The 23,320-nt window shown below is 58.9% G+C and carries 18 protein-coding genes; 7 read left to right on the forward strand and 11 right to left on the reverse strand.

Features of this window, described 5'->3' with window-relative positions; all coding sequences use genetic code 11:
* Positions 1-190: 190 nt before the first annotated feature.
* A complete protein-coding gene (locus AC3WMV_RS17905; protein ID WP_096795326.1) occupies positions 191-2,512 on the reverse strand; it encodes a TonB-dependent receptor in 2,322 nt (773 codons plus the stop codon).
* Positions 2,513-2,719: 207 nt separating this feature from the next.
* Between AC3WMV_RS17905 and AC3WMV_RS17910 the strand changes: the two genes are divergently transcribed.
* From AC3WMV_RS17910 to AC3WMV_RS17925, 4 genes are all read left to right on the forward strand, one after another.
* On the forward strand, positions 2,720-3,400 hold the full coding sequence (locus AC3WMV_RS17910) for a Fe2+-dependent dioxygenase (protein WP_027610799.1): 681 nt from the start codon (positions 2,720-2,722) through the stop codon (positions 3,398-3,400).
* Positions 3,397-4,152 (forward strand): tetratricopeptide repeat protein, encoded by a 756-nt coding sequence (locus tag AC3WMV_RS17915; RefSeq protein ID WP_103367768.1) that lies wholly within the window; start codon positions 3,397-3,399, stop codon positions 4,150-4,152. The genes AC3WMV_RS17910 and AC3WMV_RS17915 overlap by 4 nt, the downstream gene beginning before the upstream one ends.
* Before the next feature lie 201 nt (positions 4,153-4,353).
* Positions 4,354-6,570, forward strand: a complete 2,217-nt coding sequence (locus AC3WMV_RS17920) for an alpha-xenorhabdolysin family binary toxin subunit A (protein ID WP_103367769.1) — start codon at positions 4,354-4,356, stop codon at positions 6,568-6,570.
* Between the two features lie 47 nt (positions 6,571-6,617).
* Entirely contained in the window at positions 6,618-7,496 is an 879-nt protein-coding gene (locus tag AC3WMV_RS17925; protein ID WP_103367770.1) for a hypothetical protein, read from the forward strand.
* Positions 7,497-7,543: 47 nt separating this feature from the next.
* Here the strand turns inward: AC3WMV_RS17925 and AC3WMV_RS17930 are convergent, their stop codons facing one another.
* The 5 genes from AC3WMV_RS17930 to AC3WMV_RS17950 form a co-directional block, all read right to left on the reverse strand.
* Entirely contained in the window at positions 7,544-8,707 is a 1,164-nt protein-coding gene (locus AC3WMV_RS17930) for a type III PLP-dependent enzyme (protein WP_039769212.1), read from the reverse strand.
* 635 nt (positions 8,708-9,342) lie between these two features.
* Complete coding sequence (locus AC3WMV_RS17935; RefSeq protein ID WP_003221591.1) at positions 9,343-10,500, reverse strand: osmoprotectant ABC transporter ATP-binding protein OsmV; 1,158 nt, start codon at positions 10,498-10,500, stop codon at positions 9,343-9,345.
* On the reverse strand, positions 10,497-11,150 hold the full coding sequence (locus AC3WMV_RS17940) for an ABC transporter permease (RefSeq protein WP_007965673.1): 654 nt from the start codon (positions 11,148-11,150) through the stop codon (positions 10,497-10,499). Before AC3WMV_RS17940 ends, AC3WMV_RS17935 begins: the two co-directional genes overlap by 4 nt.
* A gap of 12 nt (positions 11,151-11,162) precedes the next feature.
* Positions 11,163-12,056 (reverse strand): glycine betaine ABC transporter substrate-binding protein, encoded by an 894-nt coding sequence (locus AC3WMV_RS17945; protein WP_096795329.1) that lies wholly within the window; start codon positions 12,054-12,056, stop codon positions 11,163-11,165.
* A gap of 21 nt (positions 12,057-12,077) precedes the next feature.
* A complete protein-coding gene (locus AC3WMV_RS17950; RefSeq protein WP_169843207.1) occupies positions 12,078-12,767 on the reverse strand; it encodes an ABC transporter permease in 690 nt (229 codons plus the stop codon).
* 360 nt (positions 12,768-13,127) lie between these two features.
* Here AC3WMV_RS17950 and AC3WMV_RS17955 point away from each other — a divergent pair, with 360 nt between their 5' ends.
* The 3 genes from AC3WMV_RS17955 (at position 13,128) to AC3WMV_RS17965 (ending at position 17,496) form a co-directional block, all read left to right on the forward strand.
* Positions 13,128-14,711 carry a peptide chain release factor 3 gene (locus AC3WMV_RS17955; RefSeq protein ID WP_027610807.1) on the forward strand — a complete coding sequence of 528 codons (1,584 nt, stop codon included), beginning with the start codon at positions 13,128-13,130 and terminating at the stop codon, positions 14,709-14,711.
* 1,170 nt (positions 14,712-15,881) lie between these two features.
* Positions 15,882-17,075 carry an MFS transporter gene (locus tag AC3WMV_RS17960; protein ID WP_103367771.1) on the forward strand — a complete coding sequence of 398 codons (1,194 nt, stop codon included), beginning with the start codon at positions 15,882-15,884 and terminating at the stop codon, positions 17,073-17,075.
* Positions 17,076-17,232: 157 nt separating this feature from the next.
* A complete protein-coding gene (locus AC3WMV_RS17965) occupies positions 17,233-17,496 on the forward strand; it encodes a hypothetical protein (protein ID WP_103367772.1) in 264 nt (87 codons plus the stop codon).
* A gap of 200 nt (positions 17,497-17,696) precedes the next feature.
* Here AC3WMV_RS17965 and AC3WMV_RS17970 read toward each other — a convergent pair whose 3' ends face one another.
* The 5 genes from AC3WMV_RS17970 to AC3WMV_RS17990 all read right to left on the reverse strand — a co-directional run bounded on the left by AC3WMV_RS17970 (position 17,697) and on the right by AC3WMV_RS17990 (position 23,272).
* On the reverse strand, positions 17,697-18,677 hold the full coding sequence (locus AC3WMV_RS17970) for a peptide ABC transporter ATP-binding protein (RefSeq protein ID WP_027610810.1): 981 nt from the start codon (positions 18,675-18,677) through the stop codon (positions 17,697-17,699).
* A complete protein-coding gene (locus AC3WMV_RS17975; protein ID WP_103367773.1) occupies positions 18,677-19,645 on the reverse strand; it encodes an ABC transporter ATP-binding protein in 969 nt (322 codons plus the stop codon). Before AC3WMV_RS17975 ends, AC3WMV_RS17970 begins: the two co-directional genes overlap by 1 nt.
* A 10-nt stretch (positions 19,646-19,655) precedes the next feature.
* Positions 19,656-20,582 (reverse strand): ABC transporter permease subunit, encoded by a 927-nt coding sequence (locus tag AC3WMV_RS17980; protein WP_103367774.1) that lies wholly within the window; start codon positions 20,580-20,582, stop codon positions 19,656-19,658.
* Positions 20,583-20,592: 10 nt separating this feature from the next.
* Positions 20,593-21,603, reverse strand: a complete 1,011-nt coding sequence (locus tag AC3WMV_RS17985) for an ABC transporter permease subunit (RefSeq protein ID WP_007953665.1) — start codon at positions 21,601-21,603, stop codon at positions 20,593-20,595.
* Positions 21,604-21,676: 73 nt separating this feature from the next.
* Entirely contained in the window at positions 21,677-23,272 is a 1,596-nt protein-coding gene (locus AC3WMV_RS17990; protein WP_103367775.1) for an ABC transporter substrate-binding protein, read from the reverse strand.
* Between the last annotated feature and the right edge of the window lie 48 nt (positions 23,273-23,320).

Below are 23,320 nucleotides of genomic sequence, written 5' to 3' on the forward strand. Positions count from 1 at the left end.
TGCCGTGGGTTGTCGAGAGCTTCTTTGATTACGCACAAAGGCCCCGTTCAATCTAATGAACGGGGCCGGATCTGCTGATTGCATTAACTGTGGGAGGGGGCTTGCTCCCGAATGCGTCGTGTCAGTCGATATCTATTTCACTGACACATCGCCTTCGCGAGCAAGCCCGCTCCCACATTTAAAGCATCCATCAGAAGTGGAAGTTGGTGCTCAACAGCGCCGTACGGCCCGCGGCCTGGTTGGCGAAGTGGGTCGAGAAGGCTTTGTCGTAGTAGGTTTCGTTGGTCAGGTTTTGCACGTTGAGTTGCAGGTCGACGTTTTTGCTTAGCTTGTAGGCGGCCATCGCGTCGTAACGTACATAGGAATCGACCATGGTGGTGTTGGCCACGCTGCCGTAAACGTCGTCGACGTAGAACGCGCCGCCACCGAGGGTCAGCTTCGGCGTGACCTGATAAGTGGTCCACAGGCTGGCGCTGTTTTTCGGCGTGTTGGGCAACTCGTTACCGTTGTTGATTTTGTTGGCTGGCAGGTCACCGCCGTCCACCTGTTCGCTGTCCATGTAGGCGTAGCCGGCGAACACTTGCCACTTGTCAGTGATCTTGCCGCTGGCCGACAGCTCGATACCTTGCACGCGGGTCTTGCCGGCGTTCTCGTAGGAGGTGGTGTCGACTTGTACACGAGCGTTTTCTTTTTCGGTGCGGAAGATGTCAGCGGTCAGCGACAGGCGATCGTTCAACAGATCCCACTTGGTGCCGATTTCGTAGTTCTTGGTGGTTTCCGGCTCCATGTCGCTCTTGAGCAGGTTGCCATTGCGATCCGGGGTGCCGCCCAGCGGGTTGCCTTCCTGGCCTTCACCGAGGGTGTTGCCCGGTGGCGTCGCGGAGGTCGCGTAGGAGGCGTAGATGCTGCCGTTCGGTGCCGGTTTGTAGACCACGCCGAACTGACCGGTGACGAATTCGCTGGTGTCATCACCCTTGGAGGTGGTGGTGCCGGCGTTGTTGTAGGTCTTGTAGTCGGTGTCGAAGTGGTCGTAACGCAGGCCCATGTTCACCAGCCACTGCTCGGACAACTCCAGGGTGTCGAACGCATACAGCGCGTAAGTGTTGGCCTTGGTGTCGGTGCCGGCGTAGTTGCGCGAGATCGCGCCGTTCCACGGATCGTTCGGATTCGGGTTCGACAGCGAGGTGCAGTTGTAGCCGCTCGATGCGCCAATCATCGACGGGGTGCAATTGGTGGTCGCAGCGCTGGTGCGCGGCGTGGTGTCAGTGTTGACGTTGTACGAGGACTTCTGGCCTTCCTCGCGGGTGTATTCGACACCGGTGGAGAAGCTGTTCTTGAAACCGGCGACGTAGAAATTGCCGAACAGATCAGTCTGGTTGGTGGTGGTCTCGGTGTTGCTGACCCGCGTGTTGGCACGGCGCCAAACGCTGCCATTGTTGACGTTGCCCTTGCTGTCGTCCGGCTGGGTGAGGATGTAATCCTGCATGCTGGTGCCATGGCGCAGGGTGTTCTTGATGGTCAGCGAGTCGCTCAGGTCATGCTCGATGGCGAAGGTCGCGGTGTCGGTGCGGCCCTTGCGGAAGTCGCGATCCAGACCGTAGAAGTTGCTGTGATCACCACCGGCGTACGGCTTGTCCGGGTTGGACTTGGTGCGTGCTGCCGAACCGCCGGCCGGAATGGTGTAGGGAATGCCCGAGTCCGGAGTGTCGTTGCTTTCCAGATGGTAGTAGTCGAGGTTGACGCGGGTGTCGGTACCCAGGCCAAACGCCAGGGACGGCGCGATACCCCAGCGATCGTAGTCGACCTTGTCGCGACCGGCGACATTGCTCTCGTGGCTCATCAGGTTCAGGCGGCCGGCAGCGGTGTCGCTGAACTGGTAGTTGCCGTCCAGGGTGTAACGCTGGGTCTGGTCGGAACCCCAGGTGAAACCACCATCAAACGAATTGCCCAGGTGCGCTTTCTTGCTCACCAGGTTGATGCTGCCGCCAGCCGCGCCGCGACCGCCGATGGCGGAGTTCGGGCCCTTGCTGACTTCGATGTTTTCCACGGCAAAGATTTCGCGACTCTGCGAACCGGTGTCGCGCACGCCGTCGAGGTAGGTGTCGCCCTGGGCATCGAAACCACGAATGAACGGACGATCGCCCTGCGGGTTGCCGCCTTCACCGGCACCGAAGGTGATGCCCGGCACGGTGCGCAGCGCGTCCTGCATGTTCAGGGCGCCGGTGTCTTTCAGGACTTGTTGCGGAATGACGGTGACCGAGCGCGGCGTGTCGACCAGCGGCGCGGTGTACTTGGGCGAGGAGGCTTTTTCGACCTGGTAGGACGTCGAGTCCTGCGCTTCGCCGGTGATGGCGGTAGCGTCCAGAGCGATGGCATTGCCGGAAGCTTTGCTGTCGGTCTTTTCCGCGGCGAAGACCATGTGCCCAGCAGAGCCGGCGGTGATGGCAACACCAATGGCCGAAGCAAGCAAACGTGGTGAACTGACCGGCAATTGAACCTGTTGACGTGACATTTTTATTCCCCTCCCCAAGGATTTGAGGTCGCGGAATATAGGGTAAACAGGTATTCGTATCAATTGCGAAACATTGTTATTCGCGACGAATTTACATTCTTTACAATTTAACCTTACGGTTTTTGCCGATTCATCCGTCATGCGGGTTTTACACAGCCAATAAGAATCAATACCATTGGCATCCCTTTACCATCAGGTACGATCGCCATGCTGCTGCACATCCCCGGCCTGTTCGCCAAAGCAGAAGTGCAGCGCATCCGCGAGGCGCTGGAGCAGGCGGATTGGGCCGATGGCAAGATCACCGCCGGCTATCAGTCGGCGAAGGCCAAGCACAATCTGCAGCTCCCGGAAGGCCACCCACTGGCCAAAGAAATCGGCGCAGCGATGCTCGAACGCTTGTGGAAAAATCCGCTGTTCATGTCGGCCGCGCTGCCGCACAAAGTATTCCCGCCGTTACTCAACTGCTACACGGCGGGCGGCAGTTTCGACTTTCACATCGACAACGCCGTGCGTCAGCCCAAAGGCAGCATCGAGCGGGTGCGCACCGATCTGTCGGCCACACTGTTTTTCAGCGAACCCGAGGATTACGACGGCGGCGAGCTGGAGATCCAGGACACTTTCGGCACGCAACGGGTGAAACTGCCCGCCGGCGATATGGTGCTGTACCCCGGCACCAGCCTGCACAAGGTCAATGCCGTCACCCGCGGCGCGCGTTATGCGTCGTTCTTCTGGACGCAAAGTCTGGTGCGCGAAGACAGCCAGCGCGCCCTGCTGTTCGAGATGGACGGGGCGATCCAGCAGCTCACTCAAGACATGCCCGATCACCCGTCGCTGATCCGCCTCACCGGCACCTATCACAATCTGTTGCGGCGCTGGGTCGAGGTATGAGTTTTCAACTGCGACGCGAAGAAGTACTCGACGGCGCCCAGCTCAACGCCATGCTTGAAGAAAGCCCGGCGCGTGCGGCGCAGGCGATTCTGCTCGCGGCCGGCCAGGGCATTGTTGAAGCGCAGGCGCTGCTCGGGCAGATCCTGCTCGATGGCCGTGGCATCGCCCAGGATCAACCCTTGGCACTGCGCTGGTTTGGTATCGCTGCCGGGCAAGGGCACTTGATGGCGCGCAACATGCTGGGGCGTTGTCATGAACATGGCTGGGGGTGTGTGGCGAATGCCGCGATTGCCGCGCAGCATTATCGAATTGCCGCTGACGCGGGGCTGGATTGGGCGATGTACAACCTGGCCAACCTGTTGGGTACCGGGCGCGGAGTGACGTTGGATCATGCTCAGGCCCTGGGGCTGTATCAGCGCGCCGCTGAAGCCGGCCACGCCAAGTCGATGAACCTGCTGGGGCGTTATCTGGAAGAAGGGCTGGTCTGTCGGGCCGACCCGGTCGCCGCGCGCGACTGGTACCGACGCTCGGCCGAGGGCGGAGATTTTCGTGGGCAGTTCAGTTATGCCGCAATGCTGGCTGATGCTGGATTGATCGAGGACGCACTGGGCTGGTTGCGCAAGGCACTGGCTACAGGGAACGTGAATTTTCTGCGGGTGAGCATGAGTTCATTATCGAGCGCCCGTCATCCGTCGATTCGCCAGATGGCCGATGCTTATCGGCAGCGGCTTGGGGAATTGCTCGTCGCTTGAGTCATTAAAAAGTCTTTCGGTGGGCCATTGGTTAGTTGGATTTTCTGCTTCTTGTATTTAATTTTAATAGTTAATAACTTGGCGAATTAGTTGTATCTGTCTACTGTCGGGTTCGATGTTGTTCAAGCGATTGGAAGTTTCTTGTCGGCATCGAAAATAAATTAGCCGTTATTAATATCCACGGAAGACAAGGAGTCTTTGATGGAACTCAAGTTAAATGACAAGGTGGTCGAGGCCGCTGCGAAAGCGCCTCTGGCATTTGTAAATGCTTCGCTGGGTGTGGGTGGGGAATATAACCGGGGTACCGGTATACAACTGACCAAAGAGCAAATTATCAGTCTAAGGAAGTATGAAGTTCTCGGCCTCTCGCTGCCCGTCCGGTTGCAAGATGTTATTGCCTATCTGAACTATGGTGCGGGTGATGAAGGCGGCGTGGGCCTGAAAGCGGGAGATTTCCTGCGCACCTTCAGCATGACCTATGATCACGCCAAACGCTGGTCGCCATTGCGCGAAAAGATCATGTTGACCGGTACCGATCTGAAAATCTTTGCCGGCAGTATTATCCGCACGGGTAACGCCATTGTTGAAGTGTATGAGGATCTCAAGGCCTCGAGGTATCTCGAAGAGCACAACATCAATACGCCTGAGGAATACCTGAATCTGCAACGGCAGATTCCGGGTCTGCCTGATCTTGACCTGTCTTCGGAAGATATCCTGGATATCAAGGCGTATCTCAATGACCTGTTGGCTAAAGTTGCGCATTGTCATCAGGAAGCCGAGCGCGTTCGGGCCCTGCTGGACAGTTTTGGCGCCGATATGCGTGAAAAGGTGCTGCCGGAAATTGCCTTGCGACTGCAGTTCGTCTCCAGGAACACTTATCAGAACGATACCAAGGCGCTGCAGGAAGTCATTGATCAGCGCGCAAAAGAAATTGATGAACTGAACAAACAGTACGATCAACTGGTGCAGGAAGCGATCAAGTCGGCGGCCACCCTGAATATTGGCGGATTGATTCTTGGCATTTACCAAGGCGTCAAGGCCGAGAAAATCCGCTCTGAACGTAATCGCCTGAAGCAACTGCAGCAGGTCGATAACCAGAGTATGGCAAGCAAGAACCAGACGCTGAGTTCGTTGAACAAGGTTCGAGATGATTTGCAGAATTTGAGTTACGTGGCGATTGAAGCCGAGGTCGCGACTCAGAACCTGATGCTGGTATGGAATGCCCTCAGTGATTACGTCGAGGCGTCGTTCAAGGAAGTTGACGGTATTTTCGAAGCGACTTCGCTACGCCGTTTCAAGATTCAATTACTGAGTATCATCGATCCCTGGGAGCAGATAAAAGTCAGCTCTGATCAGTTGCTGAAAGTGTTTGAAGAGGCTGACAGGGAATATGAAAGAAGTGGGCGGGTTGTTCGGAGTGGGTCAATGATGTCTTTGCTATCGGTTAGTTCGGCTGTACCCGCATTCAACATGCCCCGCCTGCGTGAGCATAATGCGGGTGTGCAGGGTCTTAATACCACGGCTCAGATGCTCTTCGAGCAATTCGATTACATGCCTGGAACTGTCGGGGCCATGAACAATCTGGCGCTCGCCATCAACAAGGCCACCTACGATCTGCGGAGTCAGGCACAGGCCACCAGCATTTACCTGGAACGCGCCGATAAAAAACTGCGCAGCTATCAAGCTGAGCTGGAGTATCCGGACGACGCGGACGAAGTTCGCGAGGATATGGAGGTCGAGCTGAAGAATATCTTCAACAAGGTGGCGGTGCAGAACGAAGATCTGAAAGCTGTGCACAAGAGCATCAGCGCTTATTACGATCGCAGCGCCTCGGCCGAGTGGATCGTGACGCTCAAGGCCGAGCGTGTCACCACGATCGAGCTCAAGGCCGAATCCGACAAAAAACTCGCAGACCTGACGACCGAAATGAAGTCTGTTTCCGAGGGTATTGATCTGATCGCCAAGGCTGGCATCGAGAAAATTGGCGAACAAGCGCAGTTGTCTCTGGAAAACCTCAAGGCATTGGGACTGGCGCCACCTCAGGTGCAAGTTGCCCTGCTGGCTATCGAGACGCTGAAGAAACTGATTTCCGGCATTGGCGAGGCCGTTTCCTTTCTCAATATGCTGGCAGCGTACAACCGGCTGAATGAACAGGCAGGTGATCTGCGCACACAGATCAACAAATACAGCAAAGACCTCGCGCGCATTGAAGGCCGGATCGAGCTGGTCGAAACCCTGGATCAACTGGACGACGGCCGTGCGGCTTACGCTGGAGAGTTCAGCGTTCTGATCGATGACTTTACCCGCTTCGCCAATGATTTCAGACAGAACACTGCGCTTCCCGTTGAAACCCGGGCGCAAGCAGCGATTGATCGAGTCGCCGAAGTCGTCAGGCATCTAAAGAGCATTCATCAATAACAAGGAGCTGGAAAGGTGGGCGAATAGCCTGCCTTTCCTGAAACGGCATGAATGCTTTGGCTTATGAATTTTCAGCGATGCAACGGCGTGTACTGGACCGTTACGGGCGATTTCTCGGCACCTTGCCGACGACATTCAATGCGATACCGCTGGTCTTCGAGCGCCGGAGAAAGGCAGGGCATCAATTGGCCGTCCTGGCCAAAGACTCGCGTCTGGAGAACGCCCGGTTCAATCAGCGCTATCTGCAGGATTTCTGGGCGCGTACCGAAGCGTCGAGGCGTCTTGGCGCAGGGTATCTAGGGGACCTGCAAGTGTTTACCCGCGAAGCCCTGGATATCACAGGCAACACCTCCAGACACGAGCCTGTCAGCCAGGTGGACTTTCGGCTGTTCAGCCTTTCGCGGTCGACCAGCTGGCAGTTGTTCCCAGCAGAGGATGTGCCTGACCTGATCCACGAACTGGCACTGCGTTTCTATGCGCTGCAGGCCGAGATACGGCAGCTGAAATACACGGTCGTGGAAGTGTATGACGAGTCATTTGGCTTGAAGTCAGTGTTTCTCAGCGCTATGGATCACCGCTCCTGCCTGTGTCATGCGACGCCAACCGTTGCCGAAGGGTTGTTTGGCGATTCATTGACGACGCCTGTCTGGGATCTGGCTTATGCATCGACCGATCCGGCCATCAGGGCGGCTGAATACCAGGCTGATATCGCGGCGTTATTCAATGGATTCGTGTCGGTGAATACGCAGATGGGGCTATTCATCGAAGCGCTTTATCAGCGCCTCGACAACGTGTGCAATCAACTCTTGCAGGCGAAGGCTGCGGTGAAACTGAGTGAGCTGAATTTCAAACTCGCCGCGATGACCGAGAGCGCCAATGAGTGCATGGCAATGCTCGATCATCTTGAGGCGTGGCTGCGCCCATAAAAAAAGGCCCATGATTGCTCATGGGCCTTTTTCTCAATCGCTACGTATTACACGTAGAACGATTTCAGCGGCGGGAAGCCATTGAATTCGACGGCGCTGTAGCTGGTGGTGTAAGCACCGGTCGACAGCCAGTACAGACGATCACCGATGGCCAGGTTCAGCGGCAGGCCGTACTTGTAGTTCTCGTACATGATGTCGGCGCTGTCGCAGGTCGGGCCGGCGATGACCACTTCTTCCATCTCGCCTTTCTTCTCGGTCCAGATCGGGAACTTGATCGCCTCGTCCATGGTTTCGATCAGGCCGGAGAACTTGCCCACATCGGTATAAACCCAGCGCTCGACGGCGGTGCGGGATTTACGCGCAACCAGTACCACTTCGCTGACCAGAATACCGGCGTTGGCAATCAGCGAACGGCCCGGTTCCAGAATGATTTCCGGCAGGTCATCGCCGAAGTCTTCCTTCAGGAAGCGGATGATCTCTTCGGCGTAGGTTTCCAGGCTGTTGGTGCGGGTGATGTAGTTGGCCGGGAAGCCGCCACCCATGTTGATCAGCTTCAAGTGAATGCCGTCTTCTTCTTTCAGGCGTTCGAAGATCACTTTGACCTTGGCGATCGCCGCGTCCCAGACACTGATGTCGCGCTGTTGCGAACCGACGTGGAACGAGATGCCGTACGGCACCAGGCCCAGGTCGCGGGCGAGGATCAGCAGGTCCATGGCCATGTCGGTCTGGCAGCCGAACTTGCGCGACAGTGGCCAGTCAGCGGTGGTCGAGCCTTCGGTGAGGATGCGCACATAGACTTTCGCACCCGGCGCAGCCTTGGCAATGTTGCGCAGGTCGGCTTCGGAGTCGGTGGCGAACAGGCGCACACCCTTCTCGTAGAAGTAGCGGATGTCCTTGGACTTTTTGATGGTATTGCCGTAGCTGATCTGGTCCGGGCTGACGCCACGGCTCAGCACTTTGTCCAGCTCATAGATGGAGGCGATGTCGAAGCTCGAGCCTTTCTCTTTGAGCAGGTCGATGATCTCGACAGCTGGGTTGGCCTTGACCGCGTAGTAGACCTTGGCGAATTCGAAACCGGCGCGCAGGTCGTCGTAGGCCTGGGCGATCATAGCGGTGTCGATCACCACGAACGGGGTTTCCTGTTTGTCGGCGAACGCCTTCATTTTCTGAAAGGTTTCGCGCGCGAAATAGTCTTCGACCTGGATCGACATGCTGGAGTGCTCCTATGGGCAAACGGGTAAAAACATGGGTGTAAATGAACGTCCTCCGTATCCCCACTTTGGTTCGCCTACTTCCCAAGGCATGTCGCCGAAAGCAAAAAGGCCACGGGCGTATCTGCCCTTGGCCTTGCTGTCTCGTCGTCAGTACTTGAGCCGGATGGATCGTTTCCAGCATGGACGTTCGGCGCGAACTTTAGGGCGTGAGGGGCCTGAGATCAACTAAAAATGTCGCGTTTTTGCACGCTTCTGACGTACGTCGCGGATATCACTCTTTGTAGCCGACCGAGATGACGGACAGATGTTCCCCGAGAATTTTCATGTGTTAAAAATACCTGCACGTTCGCGGCTTTTGTCGACTAACTCGTGGGTAAGTGCGATAGGCGCAACATCGGCGACGTTGGCGGCGAGAGGTGGGTGTGAAGGGGATTTTGGCCGTTTGGGAGCGGGTGTTTGCAGAGGTTCTGTGAACGCAGCTGTTGAGATTCTTTTCCGCCCTGCGAATCATCAGGAAACTGTACAAATCCTGTGGGAGCGAGCCTGCTCGCGAAGACATTTTCACAGCCAACATCATTGTTGCCTGTTATTGCGCATTCGCGAGCAGGCTCGCTCCCACAGGTCAGGTGTTTTTACGCGACCACAGCCTCAGCCGGCGAGACGATATTGGTCTTCATCCCGCGCGAACGCCCCGAGCTCAGATAGGCTGCGATCGACTCCTGCGTCACCTCACCGAGGAACACCCGCTCGGCATCCATCACCGGCAACCACGAACGGTTGAACTCGTACATGCGCGACAGCAGGATGCGCAGGTGTTCGTCGTACGCCGCGGTGGCGTTGAACTCACGCAGATACTGCGCGCAGGTGCCGGTCTGGCGGTGCAGGTCGCGACGACGCACATAGCCCAGCGCCTTGTTCTCGGCACAGGTGACCACCACATAGCGTCGGTCATGCTCGTCCATCAACTCCAGCGCATCGGCCACCGGGGTTTCCGGGCTGACCGAAGGCGCATTGTCGGCGGCGTCTTCAGCCTTCACCAGCAGCAGGCGTTTGAGGGTGCTGTCCTGACCGACGAAATTGCTGACAAAGTCGTCCGCCGGGTGTGCGAGCAGGGTGTCCGGGTGATCGATCTGCAGCAGTTTGCCGGCGCGGAAGATCGCGATCTTGTCACCGAGCTTGATCGCTTCGTCGATGTCGTGGCTGACCATGATCACGGTCTTGTTCAGCGCGCGCTGCATCTCGAAGAACTCGTTCTGGATCATCTCGCGATTGATCGGGTCGACCGCACCAAACGGCTCGTCCATCAGCAACAACGGCGCATCCGCCGCCAGTGCGCGGATCACACCGATGCGCTGTTGCTGGCCGCCGGACAGTTCACGCGGGTAACGATGCAGATACTGCTTGGGTTCCAGCTTGATCATGCTCATCAGTTCGCGAGCGCGATCGTGGCATTTCTGTTTGTCCCAGCCGAGCAGTTTCGGCACCACGACGATGTTCTCTTCGATGGTCATGTTCGGGAACAGGCCGATCTGCTGGATCACGTAGCCGATGTTGCGGCGCAGGGTGACTTCGTCGAGGTCGGTGGTGTCTTCGCCGTTGATCAGGATCTTGCCCGAGGTCGGCTTGATCAGGCGGTTGATCATTTTCAGCGTGGTGCTTTTGCCGCAACCCGATGGCCCGAGGAACACACAGATTTCGCCTTCATTGACGGTCAGGCTCACCGAGTCCACGGCTTTGACATCTTTGCCGTTGCTCTGGAAGGTCTTGCTGAGATTTTGAAGTTCGATCATTTGAGGAGTCCTTTTGGAGTCAGCGTACGTTGCAGCCACTGCAGGAGAAGGTCGGCGAAGATCGCCAGAAGACTGACCAGCAGCGCGCCGACGATCAGCATCGACATGTCGCTGCGGCTGATGGAGGCGAGGATCAGCACGCCGAGGCCACCGGCGCCGATGGTCGCGGCGATGGTCATCACGCCGATGTTCATCACCACCGCGGTGCGCACCCCGGCGAGGATCACTGGCACTGCAATTGGCAACTCAACCATGCGCAGGCGCTGGCCGAAGGTCATGCCGATGCCGCGTGCGGCTTCACGAATGCCCGGTTCGACGCCCGTCAGGGCGAGGTAGGTGTTGCGCATGATCGGTAGCAGTGAGTAAAGGAACACTGCGGTAATCGCCGGCATCGGCCCCAGGCCCTGGCCGAACTTGGAGTAGAACGGCAGCAGCAGGCCGAACAGAGCAATCGACGGCACGGTCAGCAGCACCGTGGCGCTGGCCTGCAAGGGACCGGCGAGGCTCGGGAAGCGCGTCATCAGAATGCCCAGCGGCACACCGATGAGAATCGCCAGCGTTACCGCGATGCCGACCAGGGTGATGTGCTGCCAGGTCAGGTGCATCACCTGCTGCCAGTCGAGGTGGGAAAAGGCGTTGAGAAATTCCATGACTTTTCCTCCTTAGTTGAGTGGGTGCTGGCGCAGGAAATCCGCGGCCACTTTCGATGGGCTTTCGTGATCGACATCGACCCGCGCGTTGAGCTGGCGCATGGTTTCGTCGTCGAACAGTTGCGCCAGCGGCTTGAGTTGCTCGGCCAGTTGCGGGTGCGCATCGAGGTAGGCCTGACGCACCACCGGCGCGGCGGTGTAGTCGGGGAAGTAATGCTTGTCGTCTTCCAGCAGCTTCAAGCCGAAGGCGTTGAGGCGGCCGTCGGTGGTGTAGACCAGACCGGCAAACACCTGGCCGTTGCGCAGCGCGGTGTAGACCAGGCCGGCGTCCATCTGGCGGATGTTCTTGCGGGTCAGGTTCATGTCGTAGAGCTTGACCATGCCGTCCAGACCGTCGGAGCGGTTGGCGAACTCGGTGTCCAGCGCCACCAGGTGATTGGTCTTGGCTTCATCGCGCAGCACCTTGTTCAGGTCGCTGATGGTGTTGATCTGCGGGTACTCCTCGGCGACTTTTTTCGGCAGGGCGAGGGCGTAGGTGTTGCTGAATTTCGACGGGGTCAGCCAGATCAGGCCTTTTTTCGCGTCGAGTTCTTTGACCCGGGCGTAGGACTGTTCGCTGTCGAGTTTTTCGGTGACATGGTTGTAGGCCACCAATGACACGCCGGTGTATTCCCAGAGCATGTCCAGTTGTCCGCTTTCGTGGGCGCTGCGGGCGAGGTTGCTGCCCAGACCGCCGGTGATCTGCGCGTCGTAGCCTTTGCTGCGCAGGTATTGCGCGGTGATTTCCGCGAGCAGGGTCTGCTCGGTGAACACCCGGGCGCCGAGGCGAATAACCGGTTTTTCGGCGGCTTGGGCCAATCCTGCAAACAGCAGGACGCAGCTTAAGATCAAGCTAAATCGTTTCATATTCATTCCTTCGCAAGAGCCTTAAGACGGGCGCAAACCGCGTTCCAGCCAGAGACGGCTGGCGAGGGTGACCACGCCATCGAGCAGCAGGGCCAGCAGCGCAGTGCACGCGGCGCCGAGCAGCAGTTGCGGCTGATTGTTCAGGGCGATGCCAGGGAAGATCAGGCTGCCGAGGCTGTTGGCGCCGATCAGGAATGCCAGCGGCGCGGTGCCGACGTTGATCGCCAGTGCCACGCGCACGCCACCGATGATGATCGGCACGGCGTTGGGCAATTCGACTTTCCACAGCACCTGGCGCGGGGTCATGCCGATGCCGACGGCGGCTTCCTTCAGCGAACCCTGAACGTTTTTCAGGCCTTCGTAGGTGTTGCGCACGATCGGCAACAGGGACGCGAGGAACAAAGCGAAGATCGCCGGACCACTGCCGATGCCGAGAACCCCCAGGGCAATCGCCAGTACAGCCAGCGGTGGCACGGTGTTGCCGATATTGAAGATCTGCATGAAGCGTTCAGCGCGGCCGACCATGGTCGGGCGACTGAGGAAGATACCGGCGGGGATGCCCACGACCAGGGCGGCCAGCATTGAAGCGAGGACGAGAATCAGATGAGCTTGCAGGTAAAACAACAAATCGTCGCGGTAGTGTTCGATCGTGTTGATGCCGATCCAGTGAACCAGCAGGGCCAGGAGCGCGATAACCACCGCACCTCCCATCAGCCCTTTGCCATAGCGGATAGCCACAGGCGGACTCCTTTTCTTGTAGTCGGCGAACGCTCTCCCGTGTGGCATGCCAAGCCTTGGCTGCCGGGAAATAAACGTTCGCGAGAAGCAGCTCCTTCAGCACCGGCAACAAGCGGTCTGAAAGCGAGCCATGAGCGCAGCCTCGTCAGGCTAACTTGCTGATTTTTCAGCCCCTGACGAAATGTCGTAACAGGGGATGGACGTCTCCATGCTTTAAAAGGTTCCCATCTGGGGCAGCATTTGGCCACCCTTAATGTGCTCAACGGTTCGGTTATTGCATCGAGTTGGGCTATAATCGCGGCCCTTTTTTGAATCACCGCCAGGCGATTTCCCATGACCAACCAGGCCGCCGAAGTCGCGAAACGCCGCACTTTCGCCATTATTTCCCACCCCGATGCCGGTAAAACCACGATCACCGAAAAGCTCCTGTTGATGGGCAAGGCGATTGCAGTGGCCGGTACGGTGAAATCCCGTAAATCCGACCGCCATGCGACATCCGACTGGATGGAGATGGAGAAGCAGCGGGGTATTTCCATTACCACGTCGGTCATGCAGTTCCCGTATCGCGAACACATGATCAACCTGCTCGACACCCCGGGCCACGAAGACTTCTCCGAAGACACCTACCGCACCCTGACGGCGGTCGACTCGGCGCTGATGGTGCTCGACGGCGGTAAAGGCGTTGAGCCACGGACCATCGCCCTGATGGACGTCTGCCGTCTGCGTGACACGCCGATCGTCAGCTTCATCAACAAACTCGACCGTGACATCCGCGACCCGATCGAACTGCTCGACGAAATCGAAGCCGTTCTGAAGATCAAGGCTGCGCCGATCACCTGGCCGATCGGCTGCTACCGCGACTTCAAGGGCGTGTACCACCTGGCCGACGACTACATCATTGTCTACACCGCCGGTCACGGTCACGAACGCACCGAAACCAAGATCATCGAGAAGCTCGACTCCGACGAGGCGCGCGCGCACTTGGGCGACGAGTACGATCGCTTCCTCGAACAGCTGGAACTGGTGCAGGGCGCCTGCCACGAGTTCAACCAGCAGGAGTTCCTCGACGGTCAACTGACTCCGGTGTTCTTCGGTACGGCATTGGGCAACTTCGGTGTCGATCACGTGCTCGACGCTGTAGTTGACTGGGCACCGCGTCCGCTGGCCCGTGTCGCCAACGAACGTACCGTGGAGCCGGTGGAAGAGAAGTTCTCGGGCTTCATCTTCAAGATCCAGGCGAACATGGACCCGAAACACCGCGACCGCATCGCCTTCATGCGTATCTGCTCCGGCAAGTACGAGAAAGGCATGAAGATGCGCCACGTGCGTACCGGCAAGGACGTGCGCATCGGCGACGCCCTGACGTTCTTCTCCTCCGAGCGTGAACAGCTGGAAGAGGCGTACGCCGGCGACATCATCGGTCTGCATAACCACGGCACGATCCAGATCGGCGACACCTTCAGCGAAGGTGAAGTCCTCGGTTTCACCGGTATCCCGCACTTCGCCCCGGAACTGTTCCGCCGCGTGCGCCTGCGCGATCCGCTGAAATCCAAGCAACTGCGTCAGGGCCTGCAACAGCTGGCCGAAGAAGGCGCGACCCAGGTGTTCTTCCCGGAGCGCAGCAACGACATCATTCTTGGCGCCGTCGGTGTGCTGCAGTTTGATGTGGTCGCCAGCCGTCTGAAGGAGGAATACAAGGTTGAGTGCTCGTATGAGCCGATCACTGTTTACTCCGCGCGCTGGATTGAATGCAGCGACAAGAAGAAGCTTGAGGAATTTTCCAACAAGGCTGTGGAGAACCTGGCACTGGATGGCGGTGGGCACCTGACCTATCTCGCACCGACGCGGGTTAACCTGGCGTTGATGGAAGAGCGGTGGCCGGATGTGAAATTCCGTGCGACGCGTGAGCATCATTAAGCGCTGAGCTGGGTTGTTCGAAAGCCCCTGAGGTGTAGGCCTTGGGGGCTTTTTTTTGGGGCTTTGGTCTTGGCGGCCTTTGGGCCGACCAGGTTCTTGGTTTTTTTGTGTACATATCCGTTTTTTCGGTAATGGCTACTTAGGGTTTCGCCCTTACGGCGAGTCACCTTTTCCAAACGCCGAAAAGGTAACCGAAAAGGCTTGCTCCTGCGTTCGGCCCGCTCGCTGGGGCTCGGGGTCCCTTCGCTCCGGGATTGATCCGGGCGCAGCGCCTACGGTTTGCTTCGCTGCACCTCCTCTCGCTGTGTTTGGCTGCGCCAAACGGTCGCTGCGCTCCCACCCCCGGATCAATCCCTCCACTCAGCCTGCCGACGTCGCCCGTGGATCAAGATCAAGAGCGGTACTCGAGCTTGCGCTCATTGTTTTGAGTGGGGCGGCTGCGCCGCATGGGGCATACACAAATCAAAACTGTGGGAGCTGGCTTGCCAGCGAAGGCGGCCTGACAGCCGGCCAATCTCCAACTGAGCACAACCAATCCCACTGTAGGAGCCAGCCTGCTGGCGATGGCGGCCTGACAGCCGGTCAATCTCCAACTGAGCACAACCAATCCCACTGTAGGAGCCAGCCTGCTGGCGATGGCGGCCTGACAGCCGACCAATCTCTAACTGATTGCACCCAATCCAATTGTGGGAGCGGGCTTGCTCGCGAAAGCGGTTTCACAGCCGGCCAATCTCTAACTGAGCACAACCAATCCCACTGTAGGAGCCAGCCTGCTGGCGATGGCGGCCTGACAGCCGGTCAATCTCCAACTGAGCACAACCAATCCCACTGTAGGAGCCAGCCTGCTGGCGATGGCGGCCTGACAGCCGACCAATCTCTAACTGATTGCACCCAATCCAATTGTGGGAGCGGGCTTGCTCGCGAAAGCGGTTTCACAGCCGGCCAATCTCTAACTGAGCACAACCAATCCCACTGTAGGAGCCAGCCTGCTGGCGAAGGCGGCCTGACAGCCGACCAGTTTCTCTAATCCAATTGAGCGACTGAAGGAAGCTCCTGCAGGGACTGTAGGGCGAATCCGTATTTTGAGATATCGATGTTCTTGAGCGCGACAACCGGCGTGCTGGACGTTAGTGTTCCAGGTCTTGCCGGTCGCTTTGAGAGGTCAATGGAATGACGCGCAACCTCATCCATCTGCTGCGCCCCAATGGCTATTTCAGTCTGATGGCCTGGGTGCTTGCGGCGTTGCTGTTCATCAATCGTCTGAGCAGCATGGTCAAGTTGTTCATGGCGCTGTATCTGCGCCAGGAGCTGGGGCTGGCGATTGAAACCGTCGGCTGGTTGCTGTCGGCCTATGGTGCCGGGTTGTTGGTCGGTTCGATGCTCGGTGGGCTGCTCAGTGATCATGTGCGCACGGCGCGGCTGACGGCGACGTTGTTCTTTGTTTCGGTGTGGGTGTTGATCTTGCTGGGGCTGGTCTCGCAAGTGCCGTTGCTTGCGGCATTGCTGTTGCTCAGCGGGACGATCGATGGGGCCATTCGCACCCTGCACCAGCGCCTGATCATGGAGTACTGCGAAGTCGCTCAACGCTCGCGCGCGCAGGCCTTGAGCCGGGTGGCGCGCAACCTTGGCATGGCCGCCGCAGGTGTGGCGGGCGGGGTGTTGGCGCAGACGGATTTTCGCTGGGTGTTTTTCGGCAGCGCGGCGATGACGCTGCTGGCCTTGCTGTGGTTTGTTCGCACTACGTGGCGTCGGCCGGTACTGATCAATGACGCCCCCTCTACAAACGGCGCCGGTGGATCCGTTGCGCCGTTTTACGATAAAGCGTTCCTGTGGTTGCTCGCGGCGACGGCCGTGCTTGGCATTGCATTCGACACGGTCTACAGCACGCTGGGCAATTATCTGCGTGATTACTACCACTTGAGCACCGAGGCGATCGGCTGGCAGTTCGGGCTCAATGCGTTGCTGGTGATCGCCTTGCAGATTCCCTTGTCACACTGCGGCGAGCGTTGGGGCACGCGGCGGCAAATGCTCGCAGGGAGTTTGTTGCTGGCCGGCGGATTGGGCATGTTGCCGTTCGGATCCGGGCTGGCGTTCGTCTGCCTGTCGACGGTGATCTGGACCTTGGGCGAGGCGTTGTTCATGCCGCCGCTGAATGTGCTGGCGATGCAATTTGCCCAGCGCGGCAAAAGCGGCCAGTACTTTGGTCTGTTCTTTATGAGCTGGAGCGCCAGTGCGCTGTTGTCGCCGGTGCTCAGCGGTCAGTTGTACGGCAATTTCGGTGGCCATAGCGTCTGGCTGGGTAGCGCCGTACTGGTGTTGATGTCGATTCCCTTGACGTGGCAAGCGACCCGTCCGCTTAGCTGATTCCGCGATAGGTGTTATTCGAAACCTGTCTGTCTGTGGAGGGCATTTCTGTCTGCTCGTTAGCGTCCTATCTGGTGAACCCGACGGATCGGAACTAGATTTCACACAGCGCCAGTCAGGCACCCATGTCTCACCTGAAAAGTGGATGGAGTCAGCTATGAAAAGCAGGTTGCTACGGTTTTTATTGCTATTGAAAGTGATGGTCATGCTGTCCCTCGGCACCGCGACGGCCTGGGCGGAGTGCGAGGATCACGATTCCCAGGCCTTTAACGGCCAGGTCGGACACACCGGCCTGATGCTCGCCAAGTCCGAATCAGAGCCAGGTGATCAGGGGCAGGGTGGCAGCGCCGATGACGATGACTCGACTACTGATGAACCGGACTCTGATGATCCGGACGACGAAGGCGACAGCCAGACGTAAATCGCAAATAAAAGAAAACCCCTTCTTCCTCGACTGATGCGCAATCGGGGGAGAAGGGGTTTGGTTAACGCTTTAGCTACAACTCAAGCTCCCTGTGGGAGGGGGCTTGCTCCCGAAAGCGGTGAGTCAGTCACCATTGTCAGTGACTATCACACCGCATTCGCGAGCAAGCCCGCTCCCACACTTTCGTCCGCCGTTAATCAGGCGGCGCCGTCGAGGAATTGCTCGGCGTAGTGGCAGGCCACCTGGCGATTATCCAATTCACGCAACAACGGCTCTTCAGTGCTGCAACGCTCGGTCGCGTATGGGCAGCGCTTGTGGAACGCGCAACCCGGTGGCGGGTTCAGCGGGTTGGGCAATTCGCCGACGATCTTGATTTTCGGCTTGTTCGGATCCGGGTGAATGGTCGGGGTCGCCGACAGCAACGCCTGGGTGTATGGGTGCAGCGGACGTTCGTAGATAGCGTCTTTCGGGCCCATTTCCACCGGGCGACCGAGGTACATCACCATCACGTCATCGGCCACATGTTGCACCACCGCCAGGTTGTGCGAAATGAACACGTACGCCGTGTTGAACTCTTGCTGCAGATCCATGAACAGGTTCAGCACCTGGGCCTGAATCGACACGTCCAGTGCCGAGGTAGGCTCATCCGCCACCAGCACTTTCGGTTGCAGCATCATCGCCCGGGCGAGGGCGATCCGCTGGCGCTGACCGCCGGAGAACATGTGCGGATAGCGCTGGTAGTGCTCGGGACGCAAGCCGACCTGCTTCATCATCGCCTGGACTTTTTCGCGGCGTTCAGCGGCGGACAGGTTGGTGTTGATCAGCAGCGGCTCGCCGAGCTGGTCACCGACTTTCTGCCGTGGGTTCAACGACGCGTACGGGCTCTGGAATACCATCTGCACGTCTTTGCGCAGTTGTTTGCGCTGGGCCTTGTCGGCGCCAGCCACTTCCTGACCGGCGATTTTCAGCGAACCGGACGACGGCTCTTCAATCAGGGTCAGGGCGCGGGCGAGGGTGGATTTGCCGCAGCCCGATTCGCCGACCACGGCGAGGGTCTTGCCGGCTTCCAGTTCGAACGACACACCGTTGAGCGCGCGTACGGTCGCGTGGCCCTTGAACAGGCCACGGGACACTTCGTAGTGACGGGTCAGGTCGCGGGCGGTAAGTACGACGGCCATTACGCCACCTCCTGGTTCAGCGGGAAGAAGCAGCGGGCGAGGCTGTTGCTTTTCGGATCAGGGGCCGGACGCTGCGCGCGGCAGGTGTCCTGCACGTACGGGCAGCGCGGCGACAGCAGGCAACCCTGCGGACGGTCATAACGGCCCGGGACGATGCCCGGCAGTGTCGCCAGACGCTCGGCGCCCTGGCTGTGTTCCGGAATCGCCTTGAGCAACGCTTCGCTGTACGGGTGTGCCGGGATGTCGAACAGTTGCGGCACCTGACCGACTTCGACAGCCTGGCCGGCGTACATCACGCACACGCGCTGGGCGGTTTCGGCCACGACCGCGAGGTCGTGAGTGATCAGCACCAGGCCCATGTTCTGTTCTTTCTGCAACGCCAGCAGCAGATCCATGATCTGTGCCTGAATGGTTACGTCGAGTGCCGTGGTCGGTTCGTCGGCGATCAGCAGTTTCGGTTCGCCGGCAATCGCCATGGCAATCGCGACACGCTGGCTCATACCGCCAGACAGTTGGTGCGGGTAGGCGTCCATACGGCTGGCGGCGCCCGGGATCTCCACTTTTTCCAGCAGTTCGATGGCGCGTTTGCGCGCTTGCTTGCCGGACATTTTCAGGTGCAGGCGCAGCACTTCTTCGATCTGGAAACCGACGGTGTAGCTCGGATTCAGCGCGGTCATCGGGTCCTGGAACACCATCGACAGGTCTTTGCCGACGATTTGCCGACGTTGACGATTGCTCAGCTTGAGCATGTCTTTGCCGTCAAAGCTGAGCGAGTCGGCGGTGACGATGCCGGGATGCTCGATCAGGCCCATCAGCGCCATCATGGTCACGGATTTACCCGAACCCGATTCGCCTACGATCGCCAGGACTTCGCCTTTGTCGACTTTCAGGTCGAGGCCATCGACAACGGGTGTCGCGGTTTTGTCGCCGAAGCGAACGTTGAGATTCTTGATTTCTAGCAGTGACATGGGAATCTCCTCAGGCGGCGTTCTTGAGTTTCGGGTCCAGCGCATCGCGCAGGCCGTCGCCCATCAAGTTGATTGCCAGCACGCTGAGCAAAATGGTCAAACCAGGCAGGCTCACTACCCACCAGGCGCGTTCGATGTAGTCGCGGGCCGAGGCCAGCATGGTGCCCCACTCAGGGGTTGGCGGTTGTACGCCAAGGCCGAGGAAGCCCAGGGCGGCGGCATCGAGAATCGCCGAGGAGAAGCTCAGGGTGGCCTGCACGATCAGCGGCGCCATGCAGTTCGGCAGCACGGTGATGAACATCAGACGTGGCAGACCGGCACCGGCCAGGCGCGCGGCGGTCACGTAGTCGCGGTTTAGTTCGCCCATCACCGCAGCACGGGTCAGACGCACGTAGGACGGCAGCGATACCACAGCAATGGCGATCACGGTGTTGATCAGGCCAGGGCCGAGGATGGCGACGATCGCCACAGCCAGCAGCAGGGACGGCAGGGCCAGCATGATGTCCATCAGACGCATGATGGTCGGGCCGATCATTTTCGGGAAGAAACCGGCGAACAGACCCAGCAGGATCCCCGGGATCAGCGACATCACCACCGACGACAGACCGATCAGCAGCGACAGGCGCGAACCCTGAATCAGCCGTGACAGCAGGTCGCGACCCAGTTCATCGGTGCCGAGCAGGAATTGCATCTGCCCGCCTTCGAGCCACGCCGGTGGCGTCAGCAGGAAGTCCCGGTATTGCTCGCTCGGGTTATGCGGGGCGACCCACGGCGCGAAAATCGCGCAGAAGATGATCAGCAGCATGAACAGCAGGCCGGCAACCGCGCCCTTGTTTTTCGAGAAGGCTTGCCAGAATTCTTTGTACGGTGACGGGTACAGCAGGCTTTGATCCGCGTTTGGGGCGGAAGTGGCTACTGAGGATGTTGGAGTGCTCATGGTATGGACCTCAGCGCTGATGACGGATGCGTGGGTTGGCAAAGCCGTAGAGGATGTCCACTACGAAGTTGACCAGAATCACCAGGCAGGCGATTAACAGGATGCCGTTTTGCACAACCGGGTAGTCCCGGGCGCCGATGGCTTCGATCAGCCATTTACCGATGCCGGGCCAGGAGAAAATGGTTTCGGTCAGGACTGCACCGGCCAGCAGGGTGCCGACTTGCAGGCCGACCACGGTCAGCACCGGAATCAGCGCGTTGCGCAGGCCGTGCACGAACACCACGCGCGAGGGCGACAGGCCTTTGGCCTTGGCGGTACGGATGTAGTCTTCACGCAGCACTTCGAGCATCGACGAACGGGTCATCCGCGCGATCACCGCCAGCGGAATGGTGCCAAGCACGATGGCCGGCAGGATCAGGTGATGCAGGGCGTCGAGGAATGCGCCCATGTCATCGGCCAGCAGCGTGTCGATCAGCATGAAACCGGTGCGCGGCTCGATGTCGTAAAGCAGGTCAATCCGCCCGGACACCGGGGTCCAGCCCAGACTCACCGAGAAGAACATGATCAGGATCAGGCCCCACCAGAAGATCGGCATCGAATACCCCGCCAGGGAGATGCCCATCACCCCGTGGTCGAACAGGGATCCTCGCTTGAGTGCCGCAATCACCCCGGCCAGAAGACCGAGGATGCCGGCGAACAGCAGGGCGGCCATGGACAGTTCCAGTGTCGCCGGGAAAAGGGAGGTGAACTCGGTCCATACGCTCTCACGCGTACGCAGGGATTCGCCGAGATCGCCGTGGGCCAGTTTGCCGATGTAGTCCAGGTACTGGGCATACAGCGGTTTGTTCAGACCTAGGCGTTCCATTGCCTGAGCGTGCATTTCGGGGTCGACCCGACGTTCGCCCATCATCACTTCCACGGGGTCGCCCGGAATCATGCGAATCAACGCGAAAGTCAGCAAGGTGATGCCGAAAAACGTGGGGATCAACAACCCCAGTCGGCGGGCAATAAAACTAAACATCTTGTGTGGTACCTCATCAGCCGGTTAGGCGTGCCCGGCGACCCTGTGGTCAGGGAGGCCGGGAGTTTCTTATCTACTTCACCTGGGTGGTGGCGAAGTTATTGGTTGTGAGAGGGCTGATGTGATAACCCTCTACGTTGTTGCGCATTGCGGTAAACATCCGGGTGTGGGCCATGCTGATCCACGGTTGGTCCTGATTAAACAGCACCTGGGCCTGTTCGTAGAGTTTGGCGCGTTCGGCCGGATCTACTTTAGCCCGTGCTTCGTCGAGCAGTGCCTGGAATTTCTCGTTGCACCAGCGCGCGTAGTTTTCGCCGTTCTTGGCCGCTTCGCAACTGAGCATAGGCGTCAGGAAGTTATCCGGGTCGCCGTTGTCGCCCGCCCATCCGGCCGACACCATGTCGTGCTCGCCGGCCTTGGCGCGCTTGAGCATTTCGCCCCATTCCATCACGCGGATGTCGATCTTGATTCCGACTTTCGCCAGGTCAGCCTGCATCATCTGCGCGCCGAGCATCGGGTTCGGGTTGGTCGGGCCGCCACCGTTACGGGTAAACAGGGTAAACACGGTGCCTTCCGGAACCCCGGCTTCCTTGAGCAAGGCACGGGCCTTGTCCAGATCGCGTGGCGGGTTCTTCAGGTCGTGGTTGTAGCCCAGCAGCGTCGGCGGGTACGGGTTGACCGCCACCGAGGCGTTGCCTTTGCCGAACAGCGCGTTGACGTAGGCTTCCTTGTCGAACGCGATGTCGATGGCCTTACGCACACGCACGTCGCTGATGTACTTGTGCTGGGTGTTCATGGCGATGTACGAGACGGTCATCGCGTCCATCTCGTCGACTTTCAGGTTGCTGTCTTTCTTGATGCTCGGGATGTCATCCGGTTTCGGATACAGCGCGATCTGGCACTCGTTGGCCTTGAGCTTCTGCAGGCGCACGTTGTTGTCGGTGGCGATCGCCAGGATCAGCGCGTCGGCCGGGGCCTTGCCGCGGAAGTAGTCCGGGTTGGCCTTGAAGCGCACCTGCGCATCCTTGGCATAACGCTGGAAGATGAACGGGCCGGTTCCGACTGGCTTGTTGTTGAGGTCGCCGGTCTTGCCGGACTTGAGCAACTGGTCGGCGTATTCGGCCGGGTAGATCGAGGAGAACGCCATGGCGATGTCGGCCAGGAACGGCGCTTCGCGGCGGGTCAGGGTGAACTTGACCGTGTTGTCGTCGACTTTCTCTACGCTTTTGAGCAGTTCCTTGAAGCCCATGCTTTCAAAGTACGGGAAGCCCACGCTCGACAGTTTGTGCCATGGGTGATTCGGGTCCAGCTGACGCTGGAAGCTCCAGAACACATCGTCGGCGTTCATGTCGCGGGTCGGCTTGAAGTATTCGGTGGTGTGAAACTTGACGCCTTTGCGCAGGTGGAACGTATAGGTCAGGCCGTCTTCACTGATGTCCCAGGATTCGGCCAGTGCCGGAATCACTTCGGTGGTGCCGGGCTTGAAGTCGGCCAGGCGGTTGAAGATCGTTTCGGCCACCGCATCGGCAGTGACTGCAGTTGTGTACTGGACCATATCGAAGCCTTCCGGACTGGCTTCGGTGCAGACCACCAAGGGTTTGGCCGAGACGCCGATGGCGGCGCTCAACAACGCGGCAGCGACGGCCGCACGTAGGGGAAGCATTTTCATCGATAACCCTCTGCAATCGGTTGAAGACAAAAAACCGAACGGCCGACT

The sequence above is a fragment of the Pseudomonas sp. FW305-3-2-15-E-TSA4 genome (genome assembly GCF_058787295.1).